Source organism: Pseudomonas furukawaii, assembly GCF_002355475.1.
Lineage (GTDB): Bacteria > Pseudomonadota > Gammaproteobacteria > Pseudomonadales > Pseudomonadaceae > Metapseudomonas > Metapseudomonas furukawaii.
Window position 1 is genome coordinate 2,931,150 of record NZ_AP014862.1, and the last position, 12,360, is coordinate 2,943,509.

Below are 12,360 nucleotides of genomic sequence, written 5' to 3' on the forward strand. Positions count from 1 at the left end.
GCACCTCAGTACTTGATGCAGTAGAGCAGGGCGAGATTTCGCGGGCGGGTTTCGTGGCCGCCGGTCGCGGTGACGCTGATGGCGTGGTTGTGGGAGCCATTGGCGGCGACGTTGATGGGGTGGACGTGGGTGCCGTCGGTGGAGGTGGTGAATGTGCCGCTGGGGTTGTGTCCGGGGAATGGGACGTTGGTGAAGGTTCCACCGTTGGCCGCGCGGCTGAGGGTGTGGCTGTGCGCCCCTGCCGCTCCGGCGGTCGCCACGTGGTTGTGTTGTCCGGCTGCTGCGGAGGTGGCCGCGTGGCTATGTGTGCCCAGCAGGTGGCCCTGGACGCTGCCCAGGGTACGGCTTGCATCCAGTCCCCGTGCATCGTCCCAACCCCGGATGAACTCGCCGCGCAGGTCCGGCAGGTTGAAGGTGGTTTTACCGTCGCCCGCGCCATAGCGGGTGCCAATGGCCGCGAACAGGCGGGCGTAGTGGGTACGGCTGACCGCCGCGCCATTGGCCTTGAGCCAGCCGGGGGGCGGTGCCGCTCCGGCGAAGGCGGCCACCTGGCCCGGTGCGCCGGCGTGCAGGTGCTGGTTGTTGCTGTCGAGGAGGTAGCTGTAGTTGCCCCAGACGTTGTTGTAGCGGTGCCGGTAGATCAGGCCACCGGTGCTGTACGGCACCAGGAGCTGGGTCAGGTTGGTGCCGGCGTACTCGAATACCAGGACGTAGTAGTACCCGCCTCCCGGCCCGTTGCGGTTGGCGCCGTGCATGAGGATGTCGTGGCAGCCGGGGCGGGTGATGAGGTTGAAGTCGCCGCCGGCCTCGTTGGCGGTGGCCGCCGAGCGAGTTCTCCAGCCCAGGGTACGCACCAGTTCAGGAACCTCGGTAATGCCATAGCCCGCCAAGGTGCCGGGGGTGCCGCTGATGGCGCTCCAGGGGTGAGTGTGGCTGGAGGGTGGGAATGCGCCGGGTTTGCCGGTGAGGTTCGCCCAGGTGAGGGCGTTGGCGCGCAGCGCGTCGGTGATGCCGTAGCCGGCCAGTGTGGTGGGCGTGGCAGCGATTTCACTCCAGGCATGGCCGTGGCGTTCGGGGAGGAAGGTGGTGGGCTTGCCAGGCAGGTTGAGCCAGTTGAAGGCGCTCGCGGGCAGGGCATCGGTGATGCCATAGCCGGCCAGCGAGGTGGGTTTGCCGCTGGTGATGCGGCTCCAGGGTAGCGCTGGAATGTCGTCGGGGCGCAGCGCCCGGCCGGCGGTGACCAGGCCCTTGGCATCGATGCTGACCACCGGGTAGGTGCCGGCCTTGGCGCCGCTGTTGGCCAGGGTGAGTTCCACCACGGCGTTGCTGCTGCCATCGAAGCTGGCTTCGCCAGTGGCGGCGCCCCTGAAGATGAAGCGACGGGCGCTTTCCAGTTGCGATGCCCTGGCGACGACCTGGGCGCCGCTGAGGATGCGCTCGATGGCCTGTCTGAGCCAGCCGGTGCGGCCCGCCAGTTGACGGGCCTGGCGATTGGAGATGCCCTCGACGCCGCCCACCACTGGGTCGGTGAGTTCGATCTGGTAGATGCCCTCTGCGTATTCGGGCCGTTCGGGCAGGTTTGCCATTACGCGACTCCATGGGGGTAGCGGTTGTCATGTCGGATGGCGCCGTCATGGGCATGGGCGGCGCGGGTGTAGTCCAGGACCAGCAGCTGGCAGCGGGCCGGTGCGACGGCGGCGAGCACGCGACGGGCCTCGGCCGCCTGCTGGAAGGTGATGGGCTGGCGGATGAGGACGCTGTAGCGGGCCCAGTTGCCCTCGCGGCCATGGAAGTGCAGGCCGTTGTAGTGCGCGCGGCCGTCGTAGAGACCGGCGACGGCGCCTTCCACCAGGGTGAAGCCATCGGTGCCGAAGAGGGTTTCCAGGGCGCGGCGTACGGCGCCGCGAGTGCCCTTGCGGCGGTGAACCGCAACGCTTTCGGCCACGCTGCGGCGCTTGCGGTCGTCGCCCCAGTGGGGGTTCCACTCGTCCACCGACAGCTCCCAGGCGAGGTAGGGGAGCAAGCCCGCCGGGCACCGGTCGGGGTCGCGCAGGTGTCGGATGGCCACTGGCAACTCGGAAAGCCCGGACGCCGTCCGGGCCAGGCGGCGCTCCAGCGGGGTGCTGTTGGGGGGGAGCAGCTCAGGCATCGAGACCTCCTGATTCCAGCTGGATGCCGGTGCAATAGGCCGCCTGGTGGTCCGCGACGGGGATATCAGCGGCAGGGGCCAGCAGGGTGACGTTGTGGACACCGGGTTGATGCAGGGCGGCGAACAGCCCGGAGCGGGTGATGTCGTGGCCGAGGCGATGGTGTTCATCCACGTAGGCACGGGTGGCGGCTTCGGCGGCGGCCATGGCCAGGGCCTGGTCCGGCCCGCGGTAGAAGCTGAGGCGGGCGATGACCTGGTACTCCAGGACGTCGGCGGGCCTTACTTCCACGGTGTCGCACAGGGGGCGCACGTCTTCGTCGGACAGCGCGGCGTAGACCTGGGCCCGCAATTCGGCGTCGGGCACGCCCTTGCCCCGTGTTTCCAGCAGCACGACGCGCACGACACCGGGCTCGGGGGTGAGGATGGCCACGTCCTTGACCCGGGGGGAGGCGCTGAGGGCGTGGTAGCTGTAGGCGGCCTTGGGACCGGCGGTGCTGAAGCCTTCGAGGGAGAGCTGGATGCGCTGGCGCAGGCGCTCATCGGTTTCGTACTGGGGTGGTTGCGGTGGCAGGGCGTCAGGGTTGCCGGGGCTGACGAGTTGCCGGCTGACGTCGAACAGGGCGCCCAGGTGCTCGAGGTCGTGGCCGGTGGCAAAGGCGAGCATCACCGCGCGACAGGCATCGTTGATGCGCTGGCGCAGCAGCAGTTCGCGGTAGGTGTTCTCCTGGAGGAGCTTGTGCAGCGGGTCGGACTCCAGGGCCAGGCGCTCGCCTATGGCGGCCCGTTCCGGCTCGGGCCAGAGGCTGAGCAGGTGTGCCTTGCGCTCCGCGAGGAGGATTTCGTAGTCCAGGGCCTCGATGACGTCGGGGGCCGGCAGGCGCGAAAGGTCGATGGGGTTGAAGGTGCCGCTCATGGGCTGCCCCCGAAGCGCAGCGGCACCTGCAGGTTGAGGCGCTCGTTGCTGTCCACGCGGGCGCCTTCCAGGGTCAGGACTACCCGGCCCGGCTCGCTGCCGGCTTCCAGTTGAATGCGGCCAATGTGCAGCCGGGGTTCCCAGCGCATGAGCGCCAGGGCGGTGGCGGCGTAGGCGCGCAGGCGGGTTTGCGGGTTGAGGGGGTGGTCCAGGAGTTGGAACAGGCGGCTGCCATAGTCCCGGCGCATCAGGCGTGAGCCCAGGGGCGTGGTGAGGATGTCGGCAATGGACTGGCGCAGGTGCGCCACGTCATCCAGGCGGAAGCCGGTGTGGCGGTTCATTGCGGCGGACTCGTGGGCACGCCCAGGTTTCCCAGGTGGAGGTGCTTGACCAGGCTCTTGTCGGCCCCGAGCACATCGATGGCCGCGCGGGCCGTGCCTTCGATCTCGGCGTCGCCGGTGACCTTGAGTTTGCCGTCCACCGTGACGTCGCCCTCGATGGTGACGCCGCCGGTGGCCTGCAGCATGACGGTGGCACCTCCGGGCAGGGTGGCGTCGAGCGCATGGGTGGCGTGGTCGTAGTCGATGATGGCGCCGTCCGGGTATTGGCGGCGGTGAAGGTCGGGGCTCTTCTCGGGAGCGCGGTGTGCGTCGCTGTACAGCCCGGTCAGCACCAGGGCCTGGGCGGTCTCCCCGCTGGGACTGAACAGCAGGCACTGCTCGCCGACCGTGGGCGGGTTCCAGTCAAGGGTGCCGCCCGCGCGCAGGGCGATCCAGGGCAACCAGGTGGTGAGCAGGCGGCCGCTTTTGACCCGGCAGCGGGCGGCGGCGTGGTCCACCTCGGCGATGGTGCCAAGGCGGATCAGGTTATCGAGGCGGCGGGCGAGTTCGGCAAGGCTGTCCATGCGCCGATGGTGGGGGAGGGGCGTGTGGGGTGCATGGCGGTGGCTTTGTAGAGGAGGCGACTACAAGGTAGGCTTGGGCCTTCAATTATCACCACCGGCAGCAGTCGTTCGAATGCTGGCAACACTCGGCGCGCATTGATATTGGCGAACTGCAACTCAGCCAAAAACAAAAATTTTAGTTGTTATTCAGCCAAGCCAAACATCTTTCTTGTTATCTCTAGCGTAGTTGCAAAGTCTGGATATTCCCCATCAGCTCTTCTTGATCTTTCCTGTTCAAATTTTTCTTTATAATGGCCCGGCTTTTGATTTGTCTTGCTTGGCTCTTCAGTGCTGATTCTATATAGCTGTGCTAACGCAAATGGATTGCCTTGCTCAGCGGAGTTGTCAAGGAGGCTTATAAACTGCATCGAGCCATAGACGATCTCATTTCGCCTAACCCCTAAAAGTGCTGAGTAAAATTCTACCTCGCCGTTAGTCTCGCACTCAGACGCCCTGGAAAGCAAAAGATTGGCGAGCCTGTATTCTTGCTCGCTTTCGTTGACGATTATCAGTTTTGCACTTAGCAAGTCATGACTGCAAAGGAGGACTTTGTCCTCCCAATACTCATGGGTTTGTTCTTTTTCATTGTCGGCCATTGCTGAGTTGAAAAATATTGATGCCGCCATGATTGAGAGTGTTGGTTTTATTAAAGATTTTCTCATTTCCTGTCCTTGTTTGATAATCAGTTCCTAAAAAATATTGCGCCGACATTCAGCGTTATAAAGGATGAAGCCAGAAGAAGTCAGTCCTGGCCGCCCCGCCTATCGAAGGCGGACACGCGAACGAGGGAAATGGACAGGGTGCGCTTGATCATTGTCTCTCCATGTGGTGTTACTCCTTGGGCAGCGAATGCAATATGCCACTACTCAATCGTCAGGGAAATCCTGATGGCTGGTTGGTGCGCTGTGGTGATTTCCACAACGGTTGCGGAACGCGGAATTACCTCAGTGCCGACAACCATGGTGATCATCACCACGGTTGGGGAGGTATAGCTGACAAGAGCCCAGGCGAGGGATCAGGCACTGTTGGCAGTTGTGGTGATGTTCACCACTACTGAGGGAAACTCTGGTGGAAGACCTCAAGCGCGTTTGAATACCCAGCACCTGACACTCTTGCGGATAAGCCGGCTGAACACTGGTTTGTGCTCCAGGAACTGTGGCGAATGGCTCTGCCGCAGCGCTTCATGCAAAGGCCGGGTGGGTCGGAACGGCTGTCCGTGTTCCTTTAGTAGCTCGGCGAGGTGGACGAGGTTGATTGCCAACAGACCGGGATCGATCGCGTGGTTGTAGTCGACTCCCTTTCCGTCCAGGAAGGCGAGCTGTTCCCAGAAGCGGGTGAGCAGGTCGGGCGCTTCGGGGGCGGCGCGGCCAAGGCTGTCCAGTTCTGGCGTTGGCAGGCCCATGGCGCGGGAGACTTCGTCGAGCTGCTGGTGGATGACCACGCGCAAGTCGTGATCGCGGGTGCGGTGGAGTTCCTTGGCCAGGGCGAGGCGGTGACGGGAGAGGGCGATGCGCTGGGTGATGCCGGTGGAGCCGGGGCGTTGGGCGCTGCCTTGGGTCCAGTAGGCCCAGAGTGCGTCGTCGCATTCTTCCTGGTAGCGGATGACCTTGTCCCGGAGCTCGGGTTTCACCTTGTTAGGGCTGATGGAGTAGAGCCAGGCCGGGAGTTTGCGCAAGGGCATGCACGTCATGCTGCGCATCTTGCCATCATCGGCAACCGTTTCGATTTCCGAAACGGTTGAACTGAACCGCTCCATGATCTTCACGTACTGAGCCGCCCAAACCAGGCCCATGTTGTTAACGATGGGTCTCATCGCTACGAACGGTTCGTTGTCCTGACCGACCAGGACAACAGTGTCTTCATAGAAGGGGACGGCGATCAGCTGTTGTGCGGTGTTCATTGCAGCACTCCTTGCAGAGGACTTGTCCCAACCGTCACCAAAATGGTGACGGTTGGGTTGGCGGCCGAGAACTAGATAATCGCTTCCATCTCATTCAGCGCCCGGTACAGCTTCCCGCGCAGCGGTTCCATCAAGCAGTGCAGGTGGTCGCTGTAGAGTTTTTCGGCGTGGGCCGCGTGTAGAAGCTCCAGGAGCATCTCCAGGGCGCCATCAATGCTGGTCAGGTTGAAGTAAGTTTCCCGCTGCCGCTCCAGCTCATCCACCAGGTGCCCGAGGTGGTTGAGCTTGGTGTCGAAGTTGTTGGCTTTGAGCAGGGCGCTGTCGGCACCACGGAGCAGGTTGAAGTGAGTGTGAAGGTCGCGGAGTTCGTCTAGGGCGTTCACTGCCATGGTGGTTCTCCAGAGAGTTTGTCCTTCACCGTCCACCACCTCTGCCACGAGTGGTGGACGGAGCCGTGCGGGTTGGCGGACCAGTCTCTGGGCTGGCGGGGCGGTGAAGCCCCCCACGCACGGCTCGTCCATTTGGGACAAAGCAATGCAGCGAGCACAAAAAACCGCCGAAGCGGCGGTTGTGTCCGCCAGAGATGCTAAGGGCCGCCAAGCCCTTACTGCTGCCGATGCAGCATCGGCAGCACCCTACGAGCGGCACGCGAAGGCTAGCAACCTGAGTTCCTTGTTGAAATTTCCGAGAAGCTGAGCCGCGTGTAGGACACTGCTACTTCAAGCCGAAGTCCAACCTCAACTACAAGGGGTTGCGATCATCACAACGCCTTCGCTTCAAGGCCCCACCAGGTGCGCCAACAACTGATCCCGAATGTGCTGTAGCTCCGCATCACTGAACCCCAACAACTCCCGCTGGCTGTACTGCACCTGCGGCGCATTCCGTCCTGCCCGGTCTCTCAGACCGTACTGGTGGATGCGGGCCAGGCGCGCGGTGCGGCCGAGGAAGCCGATGGCGATGCGCTCGGCGCTGCTCTGCAGCTTGAGGTGCCGGGCGGTGCGCAGCTTGGCGAACATTTTGCGGCGGATGCGCCCGGCCTTGCTGCGCAGCTTGCGGGGTTTGCGCGGGGCGTAGGCGCTGCCGTCCGGGTTGCGCTGGCTGGCGATGCGTTGCTGCTGGCTGCGGCGCAGGTCGCGGGCGATGGATTGGGTGAGGCGCCGGCGCTCGGTGGGGCCGAGTTTGACCAGGAGCGCGCCGGCCCAGTCCTCCAGGGCGCGCAGGTCATTCGACACGGGTGGGGCCCGGATGCGGGGTTTCGAGGTCCACGCCCCTGGGCGGCGCGCTGTCCCAGGCGGCGAGCAGGGTATTGCCCGAATAGAGGGCGTAGCGCGCGGCGGGCTGGTGTGGGGTGAGTGGGGGTTCGTCCGGGTGTTGCAGTTCCAGGCGGCCCTCGCGGTGGCGCTGGACGATGACGCGCTCGGTGAGGGGAAGGGTGATGGCGAGGTCGACCTTGCTGTTGTCGAGGCGGTCGGCTTCGAAGGTGATGGCGTCCTTGCCCCTGTCGTGGTTGGCCAGCAGTTCCGGCTGGTGTTCGCGCAGCCAGGCGAGGAGGGGCACGGCGATGGCGTCGGCGTGGCCGGCGTAGTCGGTGAAGATGAGGTTGAGGCTGTAGCTGTACTCGAAGGAGAGGCCGGCCGCGGCGGTGCTGCGGATCCTGCCGTTGTCGATGAACAGCAGCAGGCGCTCGGGGTTGTGGCTGAGCTCGGGGATGCTGGCGAGGAGGTGGCGGCGCAGGGAGTCGGGCTTGTTCATGCGCGGTACCAGCCGAGGGCGTTCATTTCACTGACTTCCAGTTTGCGCAGGTCGCCGATGACCACGGCGCAGCGGATGTGGGGGTGGATGCGGGCGAGGTGGGCGACGAACCGGCGGACCGCTTCGCTGGGGGTGCCTTCCGGCAGGGCGAAGATGTCGCCGTTCTGGGGGCTGAGCTGACGAATCTGCTTGAGGGTGATCATGCCGCGTTCTCCGCGTTGGCGTGGCGCTTGTAGGCGCGGGCCAGCTTCACGTCGTAGAGGTTCCGGGCGTAGGCGGGGCCGTTGTAGAGCCTGGCGAAGGCGGCCCAGCGTTTGCCCTGGAGGGCGCTCAGGAGCTGGGGGTCGGTTTCGATGAAGCGGGCGAAGGCTTCGAACTGCTGGTCTTCGCTTTCTTCCATGGCGGTGGCGAATGCCTGGACGCTGGGGTAGCCGAGGCGTTGCCAGTGGAAGCCCATGATCTGGAACGCTCCCCAACTGGTGGACTGGAGGGCGCAGCTGTCGTCCAGAAGACGGGCGTTGGCCAGGCGCTGGTGTTCGGCCGTGCCGCCGACGTAGCCACCCGGGCGGGGGTTGATGAGGTTGGGGTGAAGGGCTGCGAGCGGGTCGGCCTGCTGCGGGCGGGTGGCGCTGAGTTGCCGGTACATGATGTGGCGCTCGAAGAGGATGACGGGCTTGCCGTTGGGCAGGAAGCCCTGGCCGCGGCTTTCCACTTCGTTGATGGCGTAGAGGGCGGCGGGTTCGACCCGGAGCCGCTCGGCGATGGCGGTGAGGGTGCGGTTGCGGAGCAGGCGCGGGTCGTCCTGGTTGGCGAGGGCGGCCTGGGTCTTGGGCCCGGCGATGCCGTCGGGGACGAGGCCGGTCTGGCGCTGGTAGGTGCGCACGGCGGCTTCGGTGGCATCGCCGAAGTGGCCGTCGACATAGAGCTCTGCGCCGGCCAGGTTGAGTTGTTGTTGCAGTTGACGGACAGCCTGGCCGCGTTGCCCGTGGCGAAGGAGGGTCATTGCGGGCCTCCGTTCTGGTGGAGGTGGCGCCGGGCGATGGCACGGACACCCTCGACGCCGAGCAGGCCGATGACGCCGCCGAAGAAGGGGGCGGCGCTGGCCGGGATGGCGATGAGCTGGAGGCCGGCGCTGGCGGAGAGGGTGATGGCGCCGCACAGGGGGGCTTCGAGACCGACCTGGCGCAGGCCTCCGCCGCCGTAGAGAACCCGCAGGCCGGCGATGACGGTGCCGAGCAGGGCGGCGTAGACGGCGGGCCAGTGTTCTTCCAGCCAGGTGGCGAACCAGGCCCAGTGTTCGGGCTTTTCGGGCATGGGGGGCTCCTTTGGGTCAGTCCCAGAGTCGGATGGGCGTCCGCTCGGGCTCGGGTGGTTGTGGGGGCAGGCGGACGGCGGTGCCCTGGTGCAGGACGGGGCCCTGTTCGGCGAGGCCGGGGTTGGCCTGGAGCACGGCCTCGGTGATGCCGGCGGTGCGTCCGTAGATTCGCCAGCAGAGGGCATCGAGGGTTTCGTCCTGGTGGGCGATGGCGATGTCCATCAGATGAGTTCCACGGTGGTGCGTGGGCGGCCGAGCAGGTCGCGGATGGCCCAGCGCTGGTCGCGGCGCAGTTCGTCGATGCTGGGGGTGAGGGCATCGGCGTTGGCCTGGCCTTCGCCGCTGCTGTCGAGGCTGCGGTAGCGTTCGGCGAGTTCGGCTCCGGTACCGCAGGCGATGGCGCGCAGGTAGAGCAGGACGAGCGGGCTCCGGTCGCCCAGGCGTTGGGTCGGGACGGCGTCCAGGTGGGGGTGGCCGGCGGCCTGGTGATGGGCTTTGTAGGGGGCCAGTTCACGGTTGGTGTGAAGCATGGCGCTGAGGGCGGCGGCCTTGAGCCGGGCGTTGGTGATGGAGGCGTCGAGGCGCAGTTCGGCGCGCAGGGACTCCGCCTGGATGTCGGGCCACCATCCGTCGTTGGCGAGGGTGAGGGGGGCGCTGTGGCCGCCGGCGATGAATCCGCTCATGGCTGCTCCTGGGTCGGCGGTGGTCGGGGCCGTTCCGTCTCACTTCGCTAACGCAAGTCGGTTGGGCCCCGAGCCGCCGGGGTTGCGGGGGTCCGCTCGGTCAGCTGCCGGTGGCAGCGATTCGTTTTTGCAGGCGTTCGGCCTGCTCCAGGTCCTTTTTGCCGCCGCAGGCGCTGTGCAGTTCGATGGCGCGCTTGAGCAGCTCGATGCCGGCGGCGACTTGCCCGGGGCGGCCGGGCTCTTCCTCGGTGAGGCCGGCGAGGGTGGCCCGGCCCATGGCGAGGTGGAGTTTGGCGCGCACTTCGTCGGGCATGTCCTGGTCGACGGTGAGCAGGGCGGTGCGGTGCAGGGTGGCGAGGTCGAAGTGCTCGCCGGTCTTCTGCGCCTTGAGTGCGGCTTCGGCGATCTCCTCGGCCACCAGGCAGCCGGTGGTGCGCTGGAAGCGGTCGGGCATGACCAGTTGGTGCTCCAGCACGTAGGCGGCGATGTCCAGGGCGCCTTTGTAGTCGCCGGCGTCGATGTGCCAGACCATGAGGGTGGTGAGCACTTCGTCCTGGGCGCCGCGGCCTTCCGCGAGTACGCCCTGGAGGTAGGGGGCGTATTCGGGCAACAGCTGGCGCTTGAGCTCGGCCTTGCCCTGGTTGGACTGGATCTGCCGCAGGCGCAGGCGGTGCTGCAGGAGCTGGGCGAGCTGCAGCTCGTAGGCGTTGGCGCCTTCCATGCTGTCGTCGCGGCCGGCCTGGGCCGCCTCGAGGGCGGCGGTGACGCGCTGGAAGTGCTGGCGGGCAGGGCTGCTCATGGTCAGGGCCCGACCAGGATGTTTTCCGCCAGGCTGGCTGCGGCCAGTTCTTCGATCACGTAGCTCTCGTTGACTGACTCGTAGTTCTCGATGCGGTCGCGGGCGGCGTGATCGACCAGGGTGCGGCGGCGAGTCTCCAGTTGCCAGTAGATGGAGAGGTTTTCCAGCGGGGTGATCATCAGCCCGTCGGCAGGGAAGTAGGGCACGCGCACGGCGGGCAGGTTGCCCAGGCGTTTCTGGCTGGTGACGATGTCGGAGGCGAGCATTTCGCTGGGCGCGTGTTGCTGGTTGATGATGGGGAAGTATTTGTCGGCCAGCAGCTTGCGGCCGCAGATGGCGACCAGGCGGGTGTCTTCCTGGAAGACGGGGTGGATGAACTCCTCGACCATGTCGAACACCAGGGCGTCGAGGTTCTTGTAGTCGCCGTCGGCGCCGATGACGATCTTGCCGCTGCCTTTCTTTCCTTCCGTCATCACGCGCGCGGCGTTCTCGACGCGCATTTTCTGCAGCCAGCCGATGTTCACGTCCTGCAGGAGGGGGTTCTTGGCCTTGTTGGAGGTGGCGGCGCGGCTGACGCCGTTCCAGCCGATCATGATCCGCGCCAGGGCCTGGTTGTGGACGATGAGGTTGCGGATGCGCGTCTGGAAGTCGGGGAACTTGGCCCAGGCGTCGAGCTTCTGGTAGCGGATGTGGGTGTCGAAGTTGGTCTGTTCGCAACGGTAGCGACGCTGGTCCAGGCCGGTCGGGTCGTGGGTCTGGCGCGCCTGTTTTTCGGTGTCGGTGGTGCTGGCGGTGGGGCTGTCGATGTCCAGGCCGACCTTCTCGCCTTCCTGCTCGCGCACGCCGTAGACGTTGATCCGCGAGAGGAAGGAGCTGGATTCCTGGATGCGGGTTTCGAGCTTCTGCTCGATGGTGGGCTCGACGTTGAATTTCTTGCTGACGTCGGGCACGCCGTTGAGCTGGCCCAGTTGCTGGGTGAAGGCGTTGTAGAGGACGCGGGTTTCGTTGCGCATGGGGTTCTCCGATGGGGCTCCGGGTCAGCAGTCGGTGAGGATCTGGCCGTTCTCGCCTGTGGCCGGCGGTCGCTTGGGCTGGCCGGGGTCGTCGCTTTCGCCGAGTTGCTGTTTGAGGGCGGCGAAGTCCTGGGCGAGCTGGGTCAGCTGCTGCTTGAGCACGCTGACTTCCTGGGCGGTGCCGGCGGCGGCCTGGCTCTGTTCGTCGGCGAAGCTGAGCAGGCCGGTGAGGGCCTCGCCCAGTTCGGCGAACTGGGTGTCGTCCTGGCTGGCCTTGGCTTTGTTGCGGCCGACCAGGCCGTTGACCAGGTCGAGCAGTTCCTTGAAGCGACCGGGGGCTTCGCTGACTTCCTCGAACTCCAGTTCGGCCTCGATGGCTTCGCTGAACATGGCGGTGGCGGAGTAGTGCCGGTCGCGGAAGGGGCTGGCTTCGGGCTTTTCGGCGGAGAAGGCGAGCACGTCGGTGCCGAGGCTGGCCGGGGAGTCGGTGACGGCCATGCCGACCAGGTAGGCCTCGCCGGTGTCGGCGAAGTTCTCGTCCAGTTCGATGGAGGCGTAGATCTTCTGCCTGGCCTTGTTGAGGGCGATGAGGTCGGCGGTGGGCTCGATCTGGGCGAAGAGGGCGAGCTTGCGTTCGCCGTTGACTTCGACCTCTTCGGCCTTGACGGCCAGGACGTCGCCGTAGGCGCGGAAGGGGCCGTCCGGCAGCAGGCTGCGCAGGTGTTCCAGCCAGACGCGGGCGCCGTAGGTGCTGCGGTTGAAGTTGCGGGCGGCTTGCTCCAGCCAGTTGCGCTTGATGGTGCGCTTGTCGGTGGTGGCGCCTTCCACGGCGACTCGGAACCATTTGGAGCGGTATTTCTTCATGCTGGGGTGCCCTCACGGCGCGGTTGGCG

Annotated in this window: 18 protein-coding genes; all 18 read right to left on the minus strand. The window is 65.8% G+C overall.

Annotated features, from left to right (window positions below; all coding sequences use genetic code 11):
- Nucleotides 1–5: 5 nt before the first annotated feature.
- The 18 genes from KF707C_RS29600 to KF707C_RS13760 all read right to left on the minus strand — a co-directional run bounded on the left by KF707C_RS29600 (nt 6) and on the right by KF707C_RS13760 (nt 12,331).
- Nucleotides 6–1,586 (minus strand): phage tail protein, encoded by a 1,581-nt coding sequence (locus tag KF707C_RS29600; protein WP_004421802.1) that lies wholly within the window; start codon nt 1,584–1,586, stop codon nt 6–8.
- Nucleotides 1,586–2,149, minus strand: coding sequence for a phage tail protein I (locus tag KF707C_RS13685; RefSeq protein WP_004421800.1), 564 nt, complete (start codon nt 2,147–2,149; stop codon nt 1,586–1,588). The genes KF707C_RS29600 and KF707C_RS13685 overlap by 1 nt, the downstream gene beginning before the upstream one ends.
- Complete coding sequence (locus KF707C_RS13690) at nt 2,142–3,062, minus strand: baseplate assembly protein (protein ID WP_004421799.1); 921 nt, start codon at nt 3,060–3,062, stop codon at nt 2,142–2,144. The genes KF707C_RS13685 and KF707C_RS13690 overlap by 8 nt, the downstream gene beginning before the upstream one ends.
- The gene (locus tag KF707C_RS13695) at nt 3,059–3,403 is read right to left on the minus strand and encodes a GPW/gp25 family protein (RefSeq protein ID WP_004421798.1); all 345 of its coding nucleotides are present in this window, start codon (nt 3,401–3,403) and stop codon (nt 3,059–3,061) included. Before KF707C_RS13695 ends, KF707C_RS13690 begins: the two co-directional genes overlap by 4 nt.
- Nucleotides 3,400–3,966 (minus strand): phage baseplate assembly protein V, encoded by a 567-nt coding sequence (locus KF707C_RS13700; protein WP_004421795.1) that lies wholly within the window; start codon nt 3,964–3,966, stop codon nt 3,400–3,402. Before KF707C_RS13700 ends, KF707C_RS13695 begins: the two co-directional genes overlap by 4 nt.
- Before the next feature lie 182 nt (nt 3,967–4,148).
- The gene (locus KF707C_RS29080; protein WP_131679680.1) at nt 4,149–4,667 is read right to left on the minus strand and encodes a hypothetical protein; all 519 of its coding nucleotides are present in this window, start codon (nt 4,665–4,667) and stop codon (nt 4,149–4,151) included.
- A gap of 416 nt (nt 4,668–5,083) precedes the next feature.
- On the minus strand, nt 5,084–5,905 hold the full coding sequence (locus KF707C_RS13705) for a phage antirepressor N-terminal domain-containing protein (RefSeq protein WP_004421794.1): 822 nt from the start codon (nt 5,903–5,905) through the stop codon (nt 5,084–5,086).
- 71 nt (nt 5,906–5,976) lie between these two features.
- Nucleotides 5,977–6,294, minus strand: a complete 318-nt coding sequence (locus KF707C_RS13710; protein WP_004421792.1) for a DUF1484 family protein — start codon at nt 6,292–6,294, stop codon at nt 5,977–5,979.
- 387 nt (nt 6,295–6,681) lie between these two features.
- Nucleotides 6,682–7,137: a phage virion morphogenesis protein gene (locus KF707C_RS13715; RefSeq protein WP_004421790.1), complete on the minus strand. Its 456-nt coding sequence runs from the start codon at nt 7,135–7,137 to the stop codon at nt 6,682–6,684.
- Entirely contained in the window at nt 7,127–7,657 is a 531-nt protein-coding gene (locus KF707C_RS13720; protein WP_004421788.1) for a phage tail protein, read from the minus strand. The genes KF707C_RS13715 and KF707C_RS13720 overlap by 11 nt, the downstream gene beginning before the upstream one ends.
- Nucleotides 7,654–7,860, minus strand: a complete 207-nt coding sequence (locus KF707C_RS13725; RefSeq protein WP_004421787.1) for a hypothetical protein — start codon at nt 7,858–7,860, stop codon at nt 7,654–7,656. Before KF707C_RS13725 ends, KF707C_RS13720 begins: the two co-directional genes overlap by 4 nt.
- Entirely contained in the window at nt 7,857–8,660 is an 804-nt protein-coding gene (locus KF707C_RS13730; protein WP_004421785.1) for an N-acetylmuramidase domain-containing protein, read from the minus strand. Before KF707C_RS13730 ends, KF707C_RS13725 begins: the two co-directional genes overlap by 4 nt.
- Nucleotides 8,657–8,971, minus strand: a complete 315-nt coding sequence (locus KF707C_RS13735; protein WP_004421783.1) for a phage holin, lambda family — start codon at nt 8,969–8,971, stop codon at nt 8,657–8,659. Before KF707C_RS13735 ends, KF707C_RS13730 begins: the two co-directional genes overlap by 4 nt.
- A 16-nt stretch (nt 8,972–8,987) precedes the next feature.
- A complete protein-coding gene (locus KF707C_RS13740; protein WP_004421781.1) occupies nt 8,988–9,194 on the minus strand; it encodes a tail protein X in 207 nt (68 codons plus the stop codon).
- Complete coding sequence (locus KF707C_RS13745) at nt 9,194–9,655, minus strand: head completion/stabilization protein (RefSeq protein WP_004421779.1); 462 nt, start codon at nt 9,653–9,655, stop codon at nt 9,194–9,196. The genes KF707C_RS13740 and KF707C_RS13745 overlap by 1 nt, the downstream gene beginning before the upstream one ends.
- Nucleotides 9,656–9,755: 100 nt before the next feature.
- Entirely contained in the window at nt 9,756–10,454 is a 699-nt protein-coding gene (locus KF707C_RS13750; RefSeq protein ID WP_004421777.1) for a phage terminase small subunit, read from the minus strand.
- 2 nt (nt 10,455–10,456) lie between these two features.
- Nucleotides 10,457–11,467: a phage major capsid protein, P2 family gene (locus KF707C_RS13755; RefSeq protein WP_004421775.1), complete on the minus strand. Its 1,011-nt coding sequence runs from the start codon at nt 11,465–11,467 to the stop codon at nt 10,457–10,459.
- Nucleotides 11,468–11,491: 24 nt separating this feature from the next.
- Nucleotides 11,492–12,331, minus strand: coding sequence for a GPO family capsid scaffolding protein (locus KF707C_RS13760; protein WP_004421774.1), 840 nt, complete (start codon nt 12,329–12,331; stop codon nt 11,492–11,494).
- Between the last annotated feature and the right edge of the window lie 29 nt (nt 12,332–12,360).